Source organism: Streptomyces capitiformicae, assembly GCF_002214185.1.
GTDB lineage: Bacteria > Actinomycetota > Actinomycetes > Streptomycetales > Streptomycetaceae > Streptomyces > Streptomyces capitiformicae.
Window position 1 is genome coordinate 4,996,400 of record NZ_CP022161.1, and the last position, 17,226, is coordinate 5,013,625.

Here is a 17,226-nt window from a genome sequence, read left to right on the forward strand (position 1 = left end):
CCGGGCAGGTAGCTCAAGAGAGTTGAGGCCTTGTCATGTTTCTGTCACACATCCGTAATCGAACACAGGTTGAGGAAGGTGGGTACGTTCCGGTAGGGCCGGGAAAGTATTGACATGAACACTTCCCATCAACCCGCGTAGTTGCTACGACGGTTGAGGCAGAGATCCTGCTAAAGGGAGGTTCCATGAGACGTTCCCGACTTGCGGCATACGCGACCTCACTCCTCCTCGCCGCCGGTACCGCCCTCACCGGGGCGACAACGGCCCAGGCGTCCCAACAGGCCGCCCCCACCGGCTATGTGGCCCTCGGCGACTCGTACTCCTCGGGTGTCGGCGCGGGCAGCTACATCTCCTCCAGCGGCGACTGCAAGCGCAGCACGAAGGCCTACCCGCACCTCTGGGCGGCCGCCAACTCACCCTCGTCCTTCAACTTCACGGCCTGCTCGGGCGCCCGAACGGGTGATGTTCTGGCCAGTCAACTGGGCCCGCTGGGCCCGAACACCGGGCTGGTCTCCCTCACCATCGGCGGCAACGACGCCGGCTTCGCCGACGTCATGACCACCTGCGTCCTGAAGTCCGACAGCGCCTGTGCCTCCCGCATCAACACCGCGAAGGCGTACGTCGACTCGACTCTGCCCGGCCGGCTCGACAGTGTCTACTCGGCGATCAGGGCGAAGGCACCCGCCGCCCATGTGGTGGTGCTCGGCTACCCACGGTTCTACAAACTGGGCGGCACCTGCCCCGGGCTGTCCCAGAACAAGCGGTCCGCCATCAACAACGCGGCCGACTACCTGAACAGCGCGATCGCCAAACGCGCCGCCGACCACGGCTTCACCTTCGGCGACGTCCGCTCCGTGTTCACCGGCCACGAACTGTGCTCCGGCAGCGCGTGGCTGCACGGTCTCAACCTGCTGAACATCGGTGAGTCGTACCACCCGAAGGCCGCGGGGCAGTCGGGTGGCTATCTGCCGGTGTTCCGCCAGGTCGCCTGACCGGCACCGGCCCCGGCACCCGCACCCGCACCGTCACCGTCAGGAAGGCGTGCTGAAAAGCGTTCAGGAAGGCGTGGGGGAGGCCCCGCCCGTGGTCGGGGCCTCCGTCTCGCAGGTGACCGAGAACGCCACGGAGTTCGACCAGAGTTCGACCGGGCCGCGCACCTCCACGGTGATCTCGTCCTCGAAGGTTCCGGAGGTCTGGTCCGTGGTGACGACGACCTGGTCCTCCTTCGTCGTCCCGCCACCCGAGGGGAACGACAGCGTCTGCCAGCCCGGATCCGAGATCCCGCCGCTCTTCGTCACCCAGCGGTACTGCACATCCACGGGGGCACGGCCCACCGTGAAAGTCGCGGTGAAGGCGGGCGCCTCGCCGTCGGGCGGCGGACAGGCACCGGAGTAGTCGGTGTGGGATCCCGTGACCTTCACCTGCACGGTCTGGCTCGCGGGCGGCGGAGAGCCGGTGCCGTCGTCGGGCGGGTCGTCGGAGGGCGACTCGCTGTCGTCCCCGTCGTCGGTGCTGTCGTCCGTGCTCTCGTCGTCACCCGGACTCCCGCCGGAACTCTCTTCGCCCGTCCCGCCGCCCGCACCGCCGTTCGTGCCCGCGCCGTTCGTGGTGTCGTTCTTCTTCCCGCCGTCGTTCTGGTTGACCAGGGCGTACGTCAGTCCGGCGACCGCCAGCGCGATCGCGGCGATCCCCGCGACCAGGAAGAGCAGGGCTCGGCGATTGCGGTCCGGCTCGCCCGCGGGCACCGCCGAGGGGTGCGTCGAGGCGGCGGCCGGGGAGGGGTGCGGCGGGGTCGGCGGCCCGAACCCGTTCGCGCCCGGGGCCGGTGCCCGGCTCGGCGTCGGGGCCGGTGTCGGCTGGGCGGCCACCGTCGGGGTGTACGGGGTCGAGGTGACGGTGTCGGCGCGTGGGGTGCCGCCCGACCCGATGATCCGCAGATCCCGCTCCGCGTCCTCGGCGGAGATCCGCTCGGCCGGGTCCTTGCGCAGCAGCCCCTCGATGACCGGGGCAAGGGGCCCCGCGCGGCGGGGCGGCGGGAGTTCCTCGTCGACGACCGCGCGCAGGGTGCTCAGCGGAGTGTTCTGCCGGAAGGGCGAGTTGCCCTCGACCGCCGCGTACAGCAGCACACCGAGCGACCACAGGTCCGACTCGGGGCCGAACGCCCGGCCGAGCGCCCGCTCGGGGGCGAGGAACTCGGGTGAGCCGATGACCTCGCCGGTCATGGTCAGCGCGGAGCTGCCCTCCACCGTGGCGATACCGAAGTCGGTGAGGACGACCCGACCCTCGTTGGACATCAGCACGTTGGCCGGTTTCACGTCCCGGTGCAGAACGCCGGCCTCGTGCGCGGCGCGGAGCGCGGCCAGCACCTCGGCGCCGATGTGCGCGGCCCGCTGTGGGGAGAGCGGGCCCTCGGCGTCCAGCAGGTCGGCGAGCGACAGCCCCCGGACCAGCTCCATCACGATCCACGGGCGGCCGTCCTCCATGGCGACGTCGTACACCGTGACCACATTGCGGTTGGCGACCCGGGCCGCGGCCCAGGCCTCCCGCTCCAGCCGGGCGTACATCCGCTCCACGTCGGACGTCGCGATCCCGCCCGGCGCGCGCACCTCCTTGACGGCGACCTCGCGGTGCAGAACCTCGTCGCGGGCCCGCCACACCGTTCCCATGCCGCCCTCGCCCAGCGGGGTCAGCAGGCGGTAGCGGCCCGCGATCACACGTTCACTGCCCGGTTCTTCGGACACGGGCGTCCCCCATTCGCATCCGCGTGAAATCTCCACTCCGTGTGATTTCTCCCCAAAAGTAGCTCAGCCGATCGCGGATGCCGCCCCCTTGAGCACCAAACCGGCCCCCAGGACGACGACCATCGCCGCCGACGCCAGCGGCACCGTCCGCCGCACCAGCGCCGCCGTCGGACCGCCGAGCCTGCCCTGGCCCTTGTCCAGCACCCTCGTCACCCAGCCGCCCGCCTTCACCACGGCGTACCCGGCCGCCGTCAGAGTGAGAGCCAGCCCGATCCCGTACGCCAGCACGAGCAGCAGCCCGAACCACGCCTTCCCGAGCGCCGCCGCGCCGACCAGCACGACCACGGCCGAGGGACTCGGCACCATGCCGCCCGCGAAACCGAGCAGGATCGTGCCGCGCAGGGTGGGCGCGGTGGGGTGGGTGTGGGTGAAACCGCCGTGGGTGTGGGTGATGCCGCCGCCGAAGAGGGAGCGCTTCTGGTCGTGGCTGTGGTCGTGGTCGTGCCTGTGGTCATGACCGTGGTCGTGGTCGTGACCGTGGTCGTGGTCGTGGTCGTGACCGTGGTCGTGGTCGTGCCTGTGGTCGTGACCGTGGTCGTGCCTGTGGCCGTGACCGTGGTCGTGCTTGTGCTCGTGGGTGTGCGCCTCGGTCGACGCGTGGGCGTGTGTGGGGGAGTGGGCTTCGCCTTGTGTGTTCGTGTGGGCATGGGCGAGTACGAGTTCACGCTTGGGCTCGTGGGAGTGCCCGTGATCGTGACTGTGCCCGTGATCGTGGTCATGATTGTGGCTGTGCCCGTGATCGTGGTTGTGGTCGTGCGCATCTCCGTGCCCGTGTGCCTGCTCGTGCATGAGCGCGAGCTTGCGGTTCAGCCATGCGCGGCGTACGAGTGTCACGCCCGCCGCCAGGACGAAGAGGCCGCTCGCGATGCCCAGCCAGGTGATGACGGCCGGGGCGGCGGCCGAACCGGCGAGGACCAGGAGGCCGAGGGCGACCACGCCCAGGGTGTGCGTGACCGTCACCGACGCGGCCATGGGCAGGACGTCACGCATCCGGGCCCGGTCCCGGGCGGCGGCTGTGGCGGCCATCAGGGTCTTGCCGTGGCCCGGGCCGAGGGCGTGCATCGCGCCGAGGAAGATGGCGATGCCGAAGGCCAGGGCGCCGAAGCCGAAGGTGAGGTCGTTGCCGGCGACCAGGTCGTCCAGGGCCCGGGTCCAGCGGTCCGCGCCGCGCGGCAGGATCGAGGCACCGGGCGCGTCGCGCTCCTCCGCCTCCGCCAGGGCGGGGCCGCCGGGCCGGACCTGCAGGGAGGCCTTCGCCGTGTCCTTCGGCGACTGCAGCAACTCCTCGGGGTAGCTGGTGAGTTGCCTGGACACCGACTCCTCGGGCACGTCCGAACCGGTCAGCGTCATCCGGTCGCCCTGAGCGGTGACCTCACGCCAGCCGGGACCGGACTCCACGGCGGCGTGGAAGCGTACGTCGGCCGCCCGGTCCGGCAGCGGGGCCGTCAGCCGGCACTCCACGCGCAGCGTCTTCAGCCCCGCCTGGCCCGGCCGCTCCACGGCACGGCTCGACTTGAGCGTCACCTCGACGGTACTCCCGTCGACGGTGACCTCGGTGCCCTCGGAGGCCGTCTCGCACCGCTCGCGGGCCCAATCACCCATGCCCTGCCGCTTGATGGCGGATCCGGCCTGGGTGGCCGGGATCTCCGCGAGGTCCTCGACGTGGAAGACCTTGAGCTGTCCGGGGGCGGCGACCAGGCCGTCGTAGCGGTTGACGGTGAAATTGCCGAGAGGATGGGCGCTCGCCGTCCCGGTGGGGACGAGGATGAGCGCGCAGGCGGCCAGGAGGACCGACGCACAGGAGGCGAACACGCGCCGACGGGACGTCACTTGGCGGCCTCCAGAGCCTTCAGGGTCCTACGGGCCTCCGCCGCGCCGAGCGGGGAGAAGCCGGGGTTGAGGTCGAGCGCCGCCTTCAGCGACGCCCGCGCCTCCTTCTTGTCGCCGGCGGCGTACTCGACCATGCCGCGGTGGTACAGGACCGTCGCGTCCTGGTACCCGGTCCTGGTCGCGCGGCGGGCGTACGGCAGGGCCTCGTCGTCACGGCCGTTGACGTGCAGCGCCCAGGCGAGGGCGTCCGCCGTGTGGACCGTCTCCCGGCGCTTCCACTCGGCCTCGGCGGCCCGCAGCGCGGCCTTCTTGTCGCCGTGGTCGGCGGCGGCCATCGCGGTGTCGAGATCGGCGTTGACGCCGTTGACGCGGGCGATGGCGGTGTAGGCGTCCACCAGCGCGTACTGCTCGCGTGCCGCGGCCTTGTCGCCCTTCGCCTCGTACAGCTCGCCGAGCACCACCAGCGGGCCCGGCAGCGGGTAGGTGGCCACGACCGGCTCAAGTCCGCGGATCGCCTTGCCTTCATCACCGCTCGCGGCCTGGGCGCGGGCGCGGCCCTCCAGTGCGGGGAGGTAGGTGTCGTCGGCGCCGAGGGCACGGGCGTAGTGGTCGAGGGAAGTCTTGTAGTCGCCCTGCTTCCAGGCGAGTTGGCCGAGCTGGGAGGCCACGTAGGCGATGTCACCGCGCGTCACCGACGAGTTGAGCGCCTGCTCCAGGACCCGCCGGGCGGTCTTGACGTCGCCGCGCAGCTCGTACACGTAGGCGTACCGCGTGAAGACGGGGATCCCGGGGCGCCGGGTGTCGGCGAGCTGCGCCGCCTTCAACGCCTCGTCGTAGCGGCCGAGTTCGACCAGCGCGTCGATCCGGCTGCACAAGGCCCGCTCGCTGTACGGGTTCTCCTTCAGCGCCCGGTCCGCGTAGCGCAGCGCGTCCTCGAACTCGTGCCGCGCGGCGGCGAGTGCGGCGAGGCCCGCGAGCGCCGGGTCGTTGTCCGGCCGCAGCTTCAGTGAACGCTTCAGCGCCTTCTCGGCCTGCGGATAGCGGGAGGGGTCGCCCTTCGTGCGGGCCTGCTCGACGTACGCGAGACCCAGCGTGGACCAGGAGCCGAAGTCTTTCGGCTGTTCCCGAAGATGGGCCTGCAACGCCGTGACCGCCGTGTCGAGATCACCACCGGCGAGCTGCGCCGCCGAGACCCCGGGCGAGGTGGACGTGATCACCGTCCGCTCGTCCTCCCCGGCCCCCAGCGCCACCGCGAACCCGGTGAACGCGACCGCCAGCGCCGCCGCACACGCGGTGTACCGCACCACCCGCCGCCGGAACGACTCGGGGGCACGGGCCGGGGCGGGGCCGGACGCGGCGATGTCACGTCCGGCGTCGTCACGGCCCTCGTGGTCGTGCACTTCGTCGTCGCGAGCGTCGTCGTTCCGACCATTGTCGTCGCGACCGTTGTCGTTCCGACCGTTGTCGTTCCGACCGTCGCCGTCGCGACCGTTGTCGTCCCGACCGTCCCCGTCGCGACCGTTGTCGTTCCGAGCGTTGTCGTTCCGAGCGTTGTCGTCGCGACCGTTGTCGTTCCGACCGTTGTCGTCCCGACTGTCGTCGTTCCGACTGTCGTCGTCGCGACCGTCGTCGCGTCGATCGTCTGCGGGAGCCCCCTCGTCGGGACGCGGACGCCGGTCCTCCGGCGCGCTCTCGTTCGTACGCGGGGACATTCCCTCTCCTCAAATTCCGTGCCGTGAACCCGAGTTACGGTGGTGAGGCGCGGCCCGCGCCGTGGGGGATGGGTACGAGCGGGCCGCGCCGGTCGGTGGACCGGGCCCCTGGGGACGGGCCCGGTCGGAGTGGGCCTAGTAGTACGCCCGGTCGTTCATCCGGCGGCGCCACCACAGCAGACCCGCGCCGACGAGCAGGACACCGGCCGCGCCGGCGCCGGCCGAGGCCGCGATCAGCGTGGTGTCGTCCATGCCGGACTCGGCGACCCCGGTGCCGATGGCGCTGCGCACGTTGTTCGTGCTGTTGCCCTTGACGGTCTTGCCGCGCGAACCGGCCGTCGGCAGACCCACGTACGGGAAGGACTTGCCGAACTTCTTGTCGTTCTTGTCGACCGCGTCGCCCAGGTCGTTCTTGGCGCCGACCAGTTCACCCTCGACGACCTGGAGCGCGATGTCGATCACGTCGTCGGTGAGGCGGCGGCCGTTCGGGAAGCCCTGGTTGTCGCCGTCGAGGACACCGAGCCGCTTCGGCTCCTTGGTGGGCTGGATGGAGGTGTTGAGGCGCAGCTGCTCCGAAGGCGTCACGTGCTCGGGCTGGTTGAGACCCTCGACGCCCTTGAGGAAGACGTCGACGAGGTCGTTGCGCGGCTCGGCCGGGGCGGGGATCTTGTAGATCGCCTCGATGAGCTTGGGCAGTTCGGGCTCGGTGACGTTCTTCAGGAACTGGGCGTCGTCCACGGGCGCGGACGCGTTGAACGTGTCCTTGTCCTTGATGGGGTTGACGACCTCGTTGACCAGCGGCATGCCCAGGCGCGAGACCTGGCGGAACTGGCCGTTGGCGCCCTTGCGCTGGGTCGTGGACCAGATGCCGAGGATCGGCTGGTCCTTCGACTCGATGAGCGCCTCGCTCGGCACCTGCAGGGCGATCGAGTTGACGTTGTAGCCCTTGAGCGTGTCCCGCCCGACCTCGGACAGGTCACCGCCGTACAGCAGGTCGAAGACGCGCAGGTCCAGGAAGAACGGGTCGTCGGCCTGACCGGCGTACGTCGTCACACCGCTGGCGGTCTCGTACACGGCCTCGTCGCGCAGCTTCTTGAAGTCCGGCATCGACGCCTTGCCGACGTTCGACGGCGCCACCCACACATCGTCCGCGAGCTTCGTCTTGGACACCGCGCTGCGGTTCTTGAGCTTGATGAGCTCGATGTCGTACGTCTGCGTGATGTTGAGGTCCGGGTCGTCCAGGCTTTCGACCACGCCCGTGTTGTAGAGGAACGTGTCCTTGTTCTTCGTCTTCGTCTTGAACGTGTAGCGGAAGATGAGGTCTTCCTGCGCGTCGCCGTCCTGGTCGATCCGCAGGTCGTACTGGGCGTCCTCGGCGAACGTGAAGAAGTTCGGGCCGCCCGCAGGCTCCTCCATGGGGATCCAGTTCGCGACGATCGTCGTCGTGTCCGGCTTGTCCGGGCTCACGAAGGCGTACACGTCGGTGTTGTCGAACTGGGGCTGCCCCGAGATCAGCGGGGCCTCGCGATGGCTGGAGGCGGAGGCCGCCCCCGGTTCCAGCGCGGTCACGCCGGCGGCTGCGAGCCCTCCGGCGGCCAGCGAACCACAGATGAGGGACGCGATGCTCCTGCGTCCCGCGCCGCTCCTGGAAGTAGGTGTCATGCCGTCCGTCCTCTGTCCCAACTTGCCTGACGAACGCCATTCGGAGCGGTCGCCGGGGTGGATTGGTCGAATCCCAAACGTTCTTACGGCGCGTTTGACGAGTTGTTTCAGTGACGAACGTGATTCGTCGAACCGATTCCTCGACGGGGCACCCGCGTTTTGGGCAGGCTCATCCGTAACCCCATCCGGAGGTGGGTTCGTTGCGAATGCCTTACGCGCGGGGATGGCCGTGCTCAGCGGGAGGCGAGGGGGAGCGAGTGGAGGCGGACAAGCTTCTGGTCCGGGTGGCCGGAGGCGACCAGAGAGCGTTCGAGGAGCTGTACGGACTGGTGTCCGGCCCGGTGTTCGGGCTGGTCCGCCGGGTCGTACGGGATCCCGCGCAGTCGGAGGAGGTGGCTCAGGAGGTGTTGCTCGAACTCTGGCGCTCCGCGGGCCGGTTCGACCCCGCCCGAGGCAGCGCCCTGTCATGGATCCTCACCCTCGCGCACCGCCGCGCGGTGGACCGCGTGCGCAGCGCCCGCGCCGCCACCGAGCGTGAGCAGCGCGAGGGCTGGAAGGCCCACAACCCGGCCTTCGACCAGGTCGCCGAGGAGGTCGAGGCCGGACTCGAACGCCAGTGGGTGCGCCACTGCCTGGAGAAGCTCACCAGCATCCAGCGCGAGTCCGTCACCCTCGCCTACTACGACGGCTACACCTACCGAGAAGTGGCCGAGCGGCTCTCCTTACCGCTCGGCACGGTCAAGACCCGCATGCGCGACGGACTCACACGGCTGCGCGAATGCCTGGGAGGAGTCGCGTGAGTCTGTTCCGCCGCGAGGACCTGCACTCGCTCGCCGCCCCCTACGCGCTCGACGCCCTGGATCCGGGCGAGCGGCGCCGCTTCGAGAAGCACCTGGAGCGCTGCGACCGCTGTACGGCCGAGGTGCGCGCCCTGTCCGAGGACGCGGTGCGGCTGGCGTGGTCGACGGCCGCCCCGGCGCCGGCCGCGATGCGCGACCGGGTGTTCGCCGCCGTACGCAACACACCCCAGGAGGCTCCGGCGCAGGCGCGCCCCCAGCAGCATCTGCCGGCGCATGTGTGGGGCACCGAGCCGCCGCCGAAGTCGCGTACTCGTGCGCCCCGTTCGCGCCCTTTCCTCGCCCCGCTGGCCACCGCGACGGCCGCCGCCGCGCTCGTCGTGGCCTCGCTCTTCGCCGTCCAGGCCAACCGGACCCAGGACCAACTGGCCGCCGAGCGCGACCGGGCACGTGAGATCGCCCACGTTCTCACCGCGCCGGACGCCGAGGCGACCAGCGAACGGGACGCGGAGGGCAATGGAATCGGAGTGATCGCTTCCGCCGAAGAGGGGAGCGCCATCGTCACCCTCAGCGGGTTCGAGGACCTCCCCAAGGACCGGGTGCATCAGCTCTGGCTCATGCGCCCCGACGTGCAACCGCGCTCCCTGGGCCTGTTCGACGGCGACACGCCCTTGGTCACGAGCGGAATGAACACCGACGCGACGTCACTCGCCGTGACCGTCGAACCCGACGGTGGATCACCGCAACCAACCAGCCAGCCAATTGTCCAACTCGCCCTGGAATCGGTCGGATTCGGAGAGTAATCAACAACCCTGTTACAGGGAAGGGGAATAGCAGGGCGGTGATTCCCGAGTGCTCGGGTGGAGCGATATGGTTACGCTGCCCGGGCCGGGTGGACTCGTACGGGTGGGGAGTGACATGGAACAGATAACAGTACGCAGGGCGCGAGTCCCTGCGATCACCCATGGGAGCAGCGCGGCCAGTTCGCGCCTCGACCGCCATCTCTCGGTGCTGAGCGGCCCAGCCGTGCCACAGCGTGAGGCGGCCGAGGCGACCTCGCTGATGCGCGAGATCACAGCCCGTACCCCGCACGAGCGCAAGGCCCGCAAGGACACGCGCGTCGGCAGGGTCTCGCTGTTCGCACCCCTGAAGCGTCTGCGCCGCTCGCTCTTCGGCAGCCGCTAGCACCACGGATTTCCTGGAGGAAGCCCGCGCTCAGGCGATCACACCGTCCCGGCGCAGCGCTGCGATCTCATCGTCCGTCATCCCCACGGCACGCAGCAGCGACTCGGTGTGCTCCCCGAGCGCGGGCACCGCACCCATCCGCGCCTCGTCCCCGCCCGGCAGCGTGATGGGGGGCAGCAGCGCTTTGAGCGGCCCCACCGGCGAACCCACTTCCCGCCACCGGTCCCGGGCCGCCAACTGCGGATGCTCCGCCAACTCCCGTACGTCCCTGAGGCGTGCGCACGCGATCCCGGCCGCCTCCAGCCGGGCCACCGCCTCGTCGGCGTCCAGCACACCCAGTGCCCTCGCCACCGCCTCGTCCGTACGGTCCCGGTGCTCGACGCGGGCCGCGTTCGTCGCGAACGCCGGTTCGTCCGCCAACTCAGGCCGCCCCAGCACCAGTTCGGCCAACCGCCGCCACTCCCGGTCGTTCTGGACCGACAGCAGCACCCGCCCACCGTCCGCCGTCGGATAGGCGTCGTACGGCGCGATCACCGCATGCGCCAGCCCCGTCCGCACCGGGGGAGTCCCGCCGTGCATCGCATGGTGCAGCGGATGCCCCATCCACTCGGCCAGCGCCTCCAGCATCGACACCTCCACCGGCCCGCCCCGCCCGGTCCTGCCCCGCCGTACGAGGGCGGCGAGCACCCCCGAGAACGCGTACATCCCGGCGGCGATGTCCGCCGCCGGGATGCCCGCCTTCACCGGCTGCTCCGGGGTCCCCGTCACCGACACCAGCCCGGCCTCGCACTGCACGAGCATGTCGTAGGCCCGCTTGTCCGCGTACGGCCCCGAGGCCCCGTACCCCGAGATGTCCACCGCGACGAGCCGGGGGTGCGCGGCGCACAGCGCGGCGGCGTCGAGACCGAGCCGAGCCGCCGCGCCGTGCGCGAGGTTCTGCACGAACACGTCCGCGTCCGCGATCAGCCGCCGTACGACGTCCAGGCCACGCGGGTCCTTCAGATCGAGCGCGAGGGACTCCTTGCCCCGGTTGCACCACACGAAGTGCGAGGCCAGCCCGCCCGCGGCGGTGTCGTAGCCGCGCGCGAAGTCACCGCCGTCCACCCGCTCGACCTTGATGACCCGCGCGCCGAGATCGGCGAGCTGCCGGGTGGCGAAGGGCGCCGCGACGGCCTGCTCTACGGCTACGACGGTGATGCCCTCCAGGGGCGCCGGGAGACGGTCCATGGTGTGGATCATGTCGCCCACGCGGCGCCCTTGTCACCGGGGCGTGCCGAGGGTCACTCGCCCCCGGCCGCGTACCGCCGGACCGCGAGCGGCACGAACACCGCGAGCAGTACGGCGCACCAGGCCAGTGAGCCGGCGATCGGATGGCTCACCGGCCAGGCGGCGCCCTCCGGCACGGGCGCGTTTCCGAAGAGGTCGCGCAGGGCCGTCGTGACCGCGCTGATCGGGTTCCACTCGGCGACGGTGCGCAGCCAGCCCGGCAGGCCCTCGGTCGGGATGTACGCGTTGGACAGCAGCGGCAGCAGGAAGGTCGCGCCGCCCAGTTGCCCGGCCGCCTCCTCGTTCCGGGTGAGCAGCCCCAGGAAGATGCCGATCCACACCGCCGTGAACCGGAACAGCAGCAACAGGGCGAACGCACCGACCGCCGCCGTGGCGCTCCCCTCGATCCGCCAGCCCACCGCGAGCCCGACCAGCAGGAACGGCACGGTCCCGGCGGCCGTGACGACCACGTCCGCCGCCGCCTGCCCGAGCGGCACGGCCGCCCGGCTCATCGGCAGCGTGCGGAAGCGGTCCATCACGCCCCGATGGGTGTCCTGCGCGGCCTGGAACATCCCGGTCATGATCCCGCCGGCGGCTGTCGCCACCAGCAGCCCCGGCACCAGGAACGAACGGTACGCCTCGCCCGGCACCGCGAGGGCGCTGCCGAAGACGTAGCCGAAGAACAGCAGCATCGAGATCGGCATGGTCTGCGTCAGGATCAGCAACCCCGGGTTGTTCCTGACCCGCCGCAGCTGACGGCCGAGCATCGCCGTGCCGTCGTACGCCAACGCGCTCATTTCACCAGCTCCTTGTCGCTCGCCTTGTCGCTCGTCTTGCCGCTCGTCAGACGGAGGAAGACGTCGTCGAGGGTCGGCGGACGCAGGCTCGCGTCGATCAACGGCACACCCGCCGCGTCGAGTTCGCGCACGAGCCTCGGGAGCGTCAGCGTGGGGTCGGTGGTGACGGCACCGACCGCGTGCCGCTCCCGGTCGAACGACGGTTCCGCGCCGGTGAGTTGATCGAGCACCCCCGCCGCCTTCACCATCGCGTCCGCGTGGGCGACCACGACCTCCGCGTACGAGCCGATGAGCGCCTTGAGCTGCGGCGGCGAACCGCTGTGCGCGATCCGGCCGCGGTCCATCAGCACGATGTGGTCGGCGAGTTGATCGGCCTCCTCCAAATACTGCGTGGTCAGCAGCACGGTCGTCCCCTCCTTCTTGAGCTCGCCCACCGCGTCCCAGATCTGGTTGCGGCTGACCGGGTCGAGGCCGGTCGTGGGCTCGTCGAGGAAGAGCACCGCCGGGTGCCGGATCAGGCTCGCGGCGAGATCGAGACGGCGGCGCATCCCGCCCGAGTACGTGGACGCCGCCCGGTCGGCGGCCTCGGCCAGCCCGAAGCGGTCAAGGAGCTCGGCCGCGCGCGCCGCCGTGTCCCGGACCCGGTGCAGCCGGGCGAACAGCCGCAGGTTCTGGCGCCCGGTGAGATCCCCGTCGACCGAGGCGTACTGCCCGGTCACCCCGATCGCCCGCCGGACGGCCCCCGGCTCCCGTACGAGGTCGTGCCCCGCGACACGGGCCGAGCCGGCGTCCGGCCGCAGCAGCGTCGTCAGCAGGCGCACGGCCGTCGTCTTGCCCGCCCCGTTCGGGCCGAGCATGCCGCAGACGGTGCCCTCCGCGACGGCCAGATCGAGACCGCGGACCGCGTGGACGTCGCCGAAGCGCTTCTCCAGACCCTCACTAAGTACAGCGTACGTAGTAGTCATGAGTTGACCATAGCGCATTACGTACGCTGTACGTAACTAGGATGGTGGCCGAGGTGATGATCGATGACTGTCCGACCGGCCGTACCCGAAGTGATCTGGGCGCGCCCCGAGCGCACCGGGCGCGGGCCGAGGCCCGCGTTCAGCCGTGCGGACATCGCGGCGGCAGCGGTGCGGCTCGCCGACGAAGGCGGGCTGGACGCGGTCTCCATGCGGCATGTCGCGGCCGAGCTGGGCTGCGGCACGATGTCGCTGTACAACTACGTGCCGCGCAAGGAAGACCTGTACGAGCTGATGGTCGACGCGGTCGGCGGTGAGCACGAGCTGTGGGAGCTGAGTGGGGACTGGCGGGCCGATCTGCGGAGGGTGGCTTACCAGACGCGGGACGCCCTGCGTCGGCATCCGTGGATGCCGCGGCTGATGTCGCCGGTGTACGGGTTCAGCCCCAACGCGATGCGGTATCTGGAGCACTGTCTGGCGTGCATGGATCCGCTTGAGGCGTCGTACGGGACGAAGATGCAGCTGTTGGGGATGCTCAACGGGTGCGTGACGACTTATGTCGCGAATGAGTTGGCCACGGCTGAGCGGGTGCGGTCGCTGCCGTGGTCGGAGGAGCAGGAGAACGCGGTGCGGATCGCCTACTTGGGTGGGCAGATCGCGTCCGGGGCCTATCCCAGGTTGGCGGCGGCTTTTATGGAGGATTCGGGGCCGATCGATCTGGAGGCCGTGTTCGAGTGGATGGTGGGGAGGGTGCTGGATTCGTTCTCGCCGTAGGGCGGGTCGGTTCGGGAGCGGCTGCGACGGTTCCCCCTTCTCACAACAGCGCGAACTGGCCCTCCGGGCCCTCCTCGGGGTGGTCCAGGACTGAGGCCGGCCTGCGGGACGCGTCCGGTACGGGGAGTACTCCTGCCTCGCGCAGCTCGGCCGTTGTGATCTGGTTCTCCACCTTCAGTTCGGCTTGCCTGGGCCTCAGTTCGGCCAGCAGGGCCAGGACCGTGATCAGCTCCAGGAGTTCCGATGTCCACGGCTGTGGCCAGGTTGCCGGGCGGATGGCTGCCAGCGTTCCCGGCTCGGCGGGCTCGGTCCGCCGGGTGAACCATTCCTCGAGGACCCGGACTCCGCCCGCGTGGAAGTCCCAGGCCTCGGCCGGTACGGGGGAGATGCGGCCCGCGTCGATGAGGAGGGCCTCTTCCTCGGGGTCGTAGCGGAGTTCGAGGGGGGAGGAGGGGAGTGGGGCGCGGACGTAGGGGCGGCGGCCGCCGGGGAGTTTGGGGCGGTCGCCGTGGCGGCGCATCAGCCAGAGGAGGCGGTGGCCCAACTCGACGCCCTCGGACCAGAGTTCCGGGTCGTCGGTGAGGGGGACGGTGAGGGGCGGGCGGGCTGTCGCCAGGGTCCAGGCGAGGACGTCCGGGGCGGTGGGGGTGAGGCCCAGGCGGGCGCTCAGGTGGTCCAGCAGGCCGGGCGCCAGGTTGGGTTCGGTGCCGCCGGGGCGGCGGTAGAGGGGGCGGACGCGGCCGGGGCGCAGGAGCGGGAGGCAGGACGTGGCGAGCAGGTGGGGGCCGTCGCCCTCCGTGGGCGTCTCGACGACGAAGACCTGGTGTTCGTCCGTGACCCTCCACAGCTCGGGGCGGGCGGAGTCGATCAGCCGGTGGTCGGGGATCAGCCACTGCTCGTCGAAGGGCGCCGCCAGCACCCGTACCGGCTCGGAACAGGGGCCGGACGCGCGGGCCAGCTTCTCCGTGCCGCTGGACTGTCCCGGCAGCTGTCCCACCGCCGACCGCAGCGTACGTGAGCGACTGGGCTCGAACAGGGTCTCGCGGTCCGGACCCTCGGCCTTGATCAGGGCGTCCCAGCGGGACTTCAGGGATGCCGCGTCGGGGCCCGTCGGCCACCCCCGGCCCAGCCGTGGCGGTGCGACGGACCACGGCATGAGGTCCGCGAGCGGCGGAGCGTCGTCGTGCGTCACGCTCGGCATCGTACGACCTCATCCGTTGGCATCGAGGGTCACCGTGAAGGAGAAGCGGTCGCCGCGGTAGTGGATGACCGCCACGTCCAGGACGCGGCCGTCCTCGTCGTAGGTGACGCCCGTGTAGTGCAGGATCGGGCTGAGCAGCGGGACGTGGAGCAGGCGGGCGGTCTCGGGGTCCGCGAGGCGGGCCTCCACGGTGTCGGTGATGCGGCTGATGGCCACGCCGACCACGTCGCGCAGCACCTTGGTCATCGGCCAGCGGATCAGGTCCTGCCGGTCGATGCGTTCGGCCAGGTCGGGGCGGACGTAGTTGCGGGCGTGGTTCGTGGGCTCGCCCGTCCTTTCGTCGCCGCGCAGCCGGTGGTACGTGGCCACCTCGGTCAAGTCCGGGAAGTACTCCGAGAGTTCACCCGACAGAGGGGCCTTGCCATGGTCCAGCAGCTCGGTCGTCATGCCCGACTGCTGGGCCACGATCGCGTCCACCGAGCCGAGCAGCCGCACGGGCGAGCCCCGCTGGGCGTCCTGCTCGATGAAGGTGCCGCGCCGGCGGTGCCGGGAGATCAGGCCCTCGTCCTCCAGCTCCTTCAGCGCCTGCCGCATGGTCAGCACACTCACCCCGTAGTGCCCGGCCAGTTGCTCCTCGGTGGGCAGCCGGAGCGGGTCCTGGGGCGAGCGGCCGAGTATCGAGGCGCGCAGGGACTGCGAGACCTGATACCAGAGGGGCAGTTTGCGGTTCAGGACGATCGAGTCCGGCGCGAAGGAGGTCACGACGGTATCCGTACCCGGCGTCACGCGTTCAGTGCAACGGGCCGAAGTGGCGCTGGAGACCCGACCACACGTCGTCGTACCCCTGCTGCCGGTGCTCGGCCCGTGCGGCCTGCTCGGTCGTGAGGACGGGCCACCGCGTCTCGAACATGAACGCCAGCCCGTCGTCCACCTTCTGCGGCTTCAGCTGGGCGGCGCTCGCCTTCTCGAACGTCTCCCGGTCCGGTCCGTGCGCCGACATCATGTTGTGCAGCGAGCCCCCGCCGGGCACGAAGCCCTCGGCCTTGGCGTCGTACGCCCCCTCGATGAGGCCCATGTACTCGCTCATCACGTTCCGGTGGAAGTACGGCGGCCGGAACGTGTCCTCGCCGACCAGCCAGCGCGGAGCGAAGACGACGAAGTCCACGCCGGCCAGGCCCGGGGTGTCGGACGGCGAGGTCAGCACCGTGAAGATCGACGGGTCCGGGTGGTCGTACGAGATCGTGCCGATGACGTTGAAGCGGCGCAGGTCGTAGACGTACGGCGTGAGGTTGCCGTGCCAGGCGACCACGTCCAGGGGCGAGTGGTCGTACGTGGCCGTCCAGAGGTTGCCGCAGAACTTGTTCACCACTTCCACCGGCCCCTCGACGTCCTCGTACGCCGCCACCGGGGCCCGGAAGTCGCGGGCGTTCGCGAGGCCGTTGGCGCCGATCGGGCCGAGGTCGGGGAGGCGGAAGAGAGCGCCGTAGTTCTCGCAGACGTAGCCACGGGCGGAGGCGTCGAGGAGGTCCACGCGGAAGCGGACGCCTCGGGGAATCAGGGCCACCTCGCCGGGTTCGGCGTGGAGCGGGCCGAACTCCGTGCGCAGGAGGAGACCGCCGCGCTCAGGCACGATCAGGAGCTCGCCGTCCGCGTCGCTGAAGACCCGGTCCATGGACGCGTTGGCGTGGTAGAGGTGCACGGCCATGCCGGTGCGCTGGGCCGCGTCGCCGTTGCCGCCGAGAGTCCACAGGCCACCGAGGAAGTCCGTGCCGGGTGGGGGCTCCGGGAGGGGGTTCCAGCGCAGGCGGTTGGGGTCGGGGACCGTCTCCGTGAAGGGGGCCGTGCGCAGGCTGCCGTTGTCGGTGCGCGCGAAGGCGGGGTGGGCGGCCGACGGGCGGATCCGGTAGAGCCACGAGCGGCGGTTATGGGCCCTCGGCTCGGTGAACGCGGTCCCGCTGAGCTGCTCGGCGTACAGGCCGAGCGGCGCACGCTGCGGGGAGTTGCGCCCCTGCGGCAGGGCGCCAGGGACGGCCTCCGAGGCGTGTTCATTGCCGAACCCGGAGAGATACTCCAGCCCCTCGGCCCTCTTCCGCAGGTCCTCGCTCATGTCGGCTCCCTCGCCAAGCTGATTCCTATGCTTAACCGTAGGAATGAGGGTGGCCCGACGCAAGAGGGCACCAGACGCGCCCCAAAGGGGCGCGGGGAACCGCGCGAGCAACCACACAAAACCCGTACCCGC

Annotated in this window: 16 protein-coding genes; 6 read left to right on the forward strand and 10 right to left on the reverse strand. The window is 70.8% G+C overall.

The features are described from left to right. The first annotated feature begins 185 nt into the window (after positions 1-185). The gene (locus CES90_RS22295) at positions 186-992 is read left to right on the forward strand and encodes an SGNH/GDSL hydrolase family protein (protein ID WP_189787009.1); all 807 of its coding nucleotides are present in this window, start codon (positions 186-188) and stop codon (positions 990-992) included. A gap of 63 nt (positions 993-1,055) precedes the next feature. Here the strand turns inward: CES90_RS22295 and CES90_RS22300 are convergent, their stop codons facing one another. The 3 genes from CES90_RS22300 to CES90_RS22310 all read right to left on the reverse strand — a co-directional run bounded on the left by CES90_RS22300 (position 1,056) and on the right by CES90_RS22310 (position 6,031). Further along, positions 1,056-2,741 (reverse strand): serine/threonine-protein kinase, encoded by a 1,686-nt coding sequence (locus CES90_RS22300; RefSeq protein WP_189787008.1) that lies wholly within the window; start codon positions 2,739-2,741, stop codon positions 1,056-1,058. A gap of 63 nt (positions 2,742-2,804) precedes the next feature. Beyond that, positions 2,805-4,631 (reverse strand): HoxN/HupN/NixA family nickel/cobalt transporter, encoded by a 1,827-nt coding sequence (locus CES90_RS22305; protein ID WP_189787007.1) that lies wholly within the window; start codon positions 4,629-4,631, stop codon positions 2,805-2,807. Further along, positions 4,628-6,031, reverse strand: a complete 1,404-nt coding sequence (locus tag CES90_RS22310) for a tetratricopeptide repeat protein (RefSeq protein ID WP_229914305.1) — start codon at positions 6,029-6,031, stop codon at positions 4,628-4,630. Before CES90_RS22310 ends, CES90_RS22305 begins: the two co-directional genes overlap by 4 nt. Here CES90_RS22310 and CES90_RS49795 point away from each other — a divergent pair. Beyond that, the gene (locus tag CES90_RS49795; protein ID WP_229914304.1) at positions 6,026-6,370 is read left to right on the forward strand and encodes a hypothetical protein; all 345 of its coding nucleotides are present in this window, start codon (positions 6,026-6,028) and stop codon (positions 6,368-6,370) included. The two genes, CES90_RS22310 and CES90_RS49795, sit on opposite strands and share 6 nt — an antisense overlap. A gap of 108 nt (positions 6,371-6,478) precedes the next feature. Here the strand turns inward: CES90_RS49795 and CES90_RS22315 are convergent, their stop codons facing one another. Further along, positions 6,479-8,005, reverse strand: coding sequence for a DUF4331 domain-containing protein (locus CES90_RS22315; RefSeq protein WP_189787005.1), 1,527 nt, complete (start codon positions 8,003-8,005; stop codon positions 6,479-6,481). A 257-nt stretch (positions 8,006-8,262) separates the two neighbouring features. On the opposite strand from CES90_RS22315, the gene CES90_RS22320 reads away from it, so the two are divergent. The 3 genes from CES90_RS22320 (at position 8,263) to CES90_RS22330 (ending at position 9,987) form a co-directional block, all read left to right on the forward strand. Further along, on the forward strand, positions 8,263-8,805 hold the full coding sequence (locus tag CES90_RS22320) for a sigma-70 family RNA polymerase sigma factor (RefSeq protein ID WP_189787004.1): 543 nt from the start codon (positions 8,263-8,265) through the stop codon (positions 8,803-8,805). Further along, positions 8,802-9,605, forward strand: a complete 804-nt coding sequence (locus CES90_RS22325) for an anti-sigma factor (protein WP_189787003.1) — start codon at positions 8,802-8,804, stop codon at positions 9,603-9,605. Before CES90_RS22320 ends, CES90_RS22325 begins: the two co-directional genes overlap by 4 nt. Before the next feature lie 115 nt (positions 9,606-9,720). After that, the gene (locus tag CES90_RS22330) at positions 9,721-9,987 is read left to right on the forward strand and encodes a hypothetical protein (RefSeq protein WP_189787002.1); all 267 of its coding nucleotides are present in this window, start codon (positions 9,721-9,723) and stop codon (positions 9,985-9,987) included. Between the two features lie 30 nt (positions 9,988-10,017). On the opposite strand, the gene CES90_RS22335 is transcribed toward CES90_RS22330, so the two are convergent. Genes CES90_RS22335 through CES90_RS22345 form a run of 3 tightly spaced genes read right to left on the reverse strand, consistent with a single transcriptional unit; the run spans position 10,018 to position 13,015 of the window. Next, positions 10,018-11,214, reverse strand: a complete 1,197-nt coding sequence (locus CES90_RS22335; RefSeq protein ID WP_229914303.1) for a CaiB/BaiF CoA transferase family protein — start codon at positions 11,212-11,214, stop codon at positions 10,018-10,020. Between the two features lie 53 nt (positions 11,215-11,267). Next, positions 11,268-12,050, reverse strand: coding sequence for an ABC transporter permease (locus CES90_RS22340; RefSeq protein ID WP_189787001.1), 783 nt, complete (start codon positions 12,048-12,050; stop codon positions 11,268-11,270). Further along, a complete protein-coding gene (locus CES90_RS22345) occupies positions 12,047-13,015 on the reverse strand; it encodes an ATP-binding cassette domain-containing protein (RefSeq protein WP_189787000.1) in 969 nt (322 codons plus the stop codon). The genes CES90_RS22340 and CES90_RS22345 overlap by 4 nt, the downstream gene beginning before the upstream one ends. Before the next feature lie 63 nt (positions 13,016-13,078). On the opposite strand from CES90_RS22345, the gene CES90_RS22350 reads away from it, so the two are divergent. Beyond that, entirely contained in the window at positions 13,079-13,786 is a 708-nt protein-coding gene (locus tag CES90_RS22350) for a TetR/AcrR family transcriptional regulator (protein WP_189786999.1), read from the forward strand. Between the two features lie 40 nt (positions 13,787-13,826). Here the strand turns inward: CES90_RS22350 and CES90_RS22355 are convergent, their stop codons facing one another. From CES90_RS22355 to hmgA, 3 genes are read right to left on the reverse strand one after another with little or no spacing between them, the layout of a single operon-like run. Continuing rightward, positions 13,827-14,987 carry a type ISP restriction/modification enzyme gene (locus tag CES90_RS22355; protein WP_189786998.1) on the reverse strand — a complete coding sequence of 387 codons (1,161 nt, stop codon included), beginning with the start codon at positions 14,985-14,987 and terminating at the stop codon, positions 13,827-13,829. Positions 14,988-14,996: 9 nt separating this feature from the next. Next, a complete protein-coding gene (locus CES90_RS22360) occupies positions 14,997-15,749 on the reverse strand; it encodes a GntR family transcriptional regulator (protein WP_189786997.1) in 753 nt (250 codons plus the stop codon). A gap of 28 nt (positions 15,750-15,777) precedes the next feature. Then, positions 15,778-17,094 carry a homogentisate 1,2-dioxygenase gene (gene hmgA / locus CES90_RS22365; protein ID WP_189786996.1) on the reverse strand — a complete coding sequence of 439 codons (1,317 nt, stop codon included), beginning with the start codon at positions 17,092-17,094 and terminating at the stop codon, positions 15,778-15,780. Between the last annotated feature and the right edge of the window lie 132 nt (positions 17,095-17,226).

Coding starts and splice junctions, on each gene's coding strand:
- hmgA (WP_189786996.1), bottom strand. CDS start 17,094: ATGAGCGAGGACCTGCGGAAGAGGGCCGAGGGGCTGGAGTATCTCTCC.
- CES90_RS22355 (WP_189786998.1), bottom strand. CDS start 14,987: ATGCCGAGCGTGACGCACGACGACGCTCCGCCGCTCGCGGACCTCATG.
- CES90_RS22315 (WP_189787005.1), bottom strand. CDS start 8,005: ATGACACCTACTTCCAGGAGCGGCGCGGGACGCAGGAGCATCGCGTCC.
- CES90_RS22345 (WP_189787000.1), bottom strand. CDS start 13,015: ATGACTACTACGTACGCTGTACTTAGTGAGGGTCTGGAGAAGCGCTTC.
- CES90_RS22295 (WP_189787009.1), top strand. CDS start 186: ATGAGACGTTCCCGACTTGCGGCATACGCGACCTCACTCCTCCTCGCC.
- CES90_RS22340 (WP_189787001.1), bottom strand. CDS start 12,050: ATGAGCGCGTTGGCGTACGACGGCACGGCGATGCTCGGCCGTCAGCTG.
- CES90_RS22335 (WP_229914303.1), bottom strand. CDS start 11,214: ATGGACCGTCTCCCGGCGCCCCTGGAGGGCATCACCGTCGTAGCCGTA.
- CES90_RS22350 (WP_189786999.1), top strand. CDS start 13,079: ATGACTGTCCGACCGGCCGTACCCGAAGTGATCTGGGCGCGCCCCGAG.
- CES90_RS22330 (WP_189787002.1), top strand. CDS start 9,721: ATGGAACAGATAACAGTACGCAGGGCGCGAGTCCCTGCGATCACCCAT.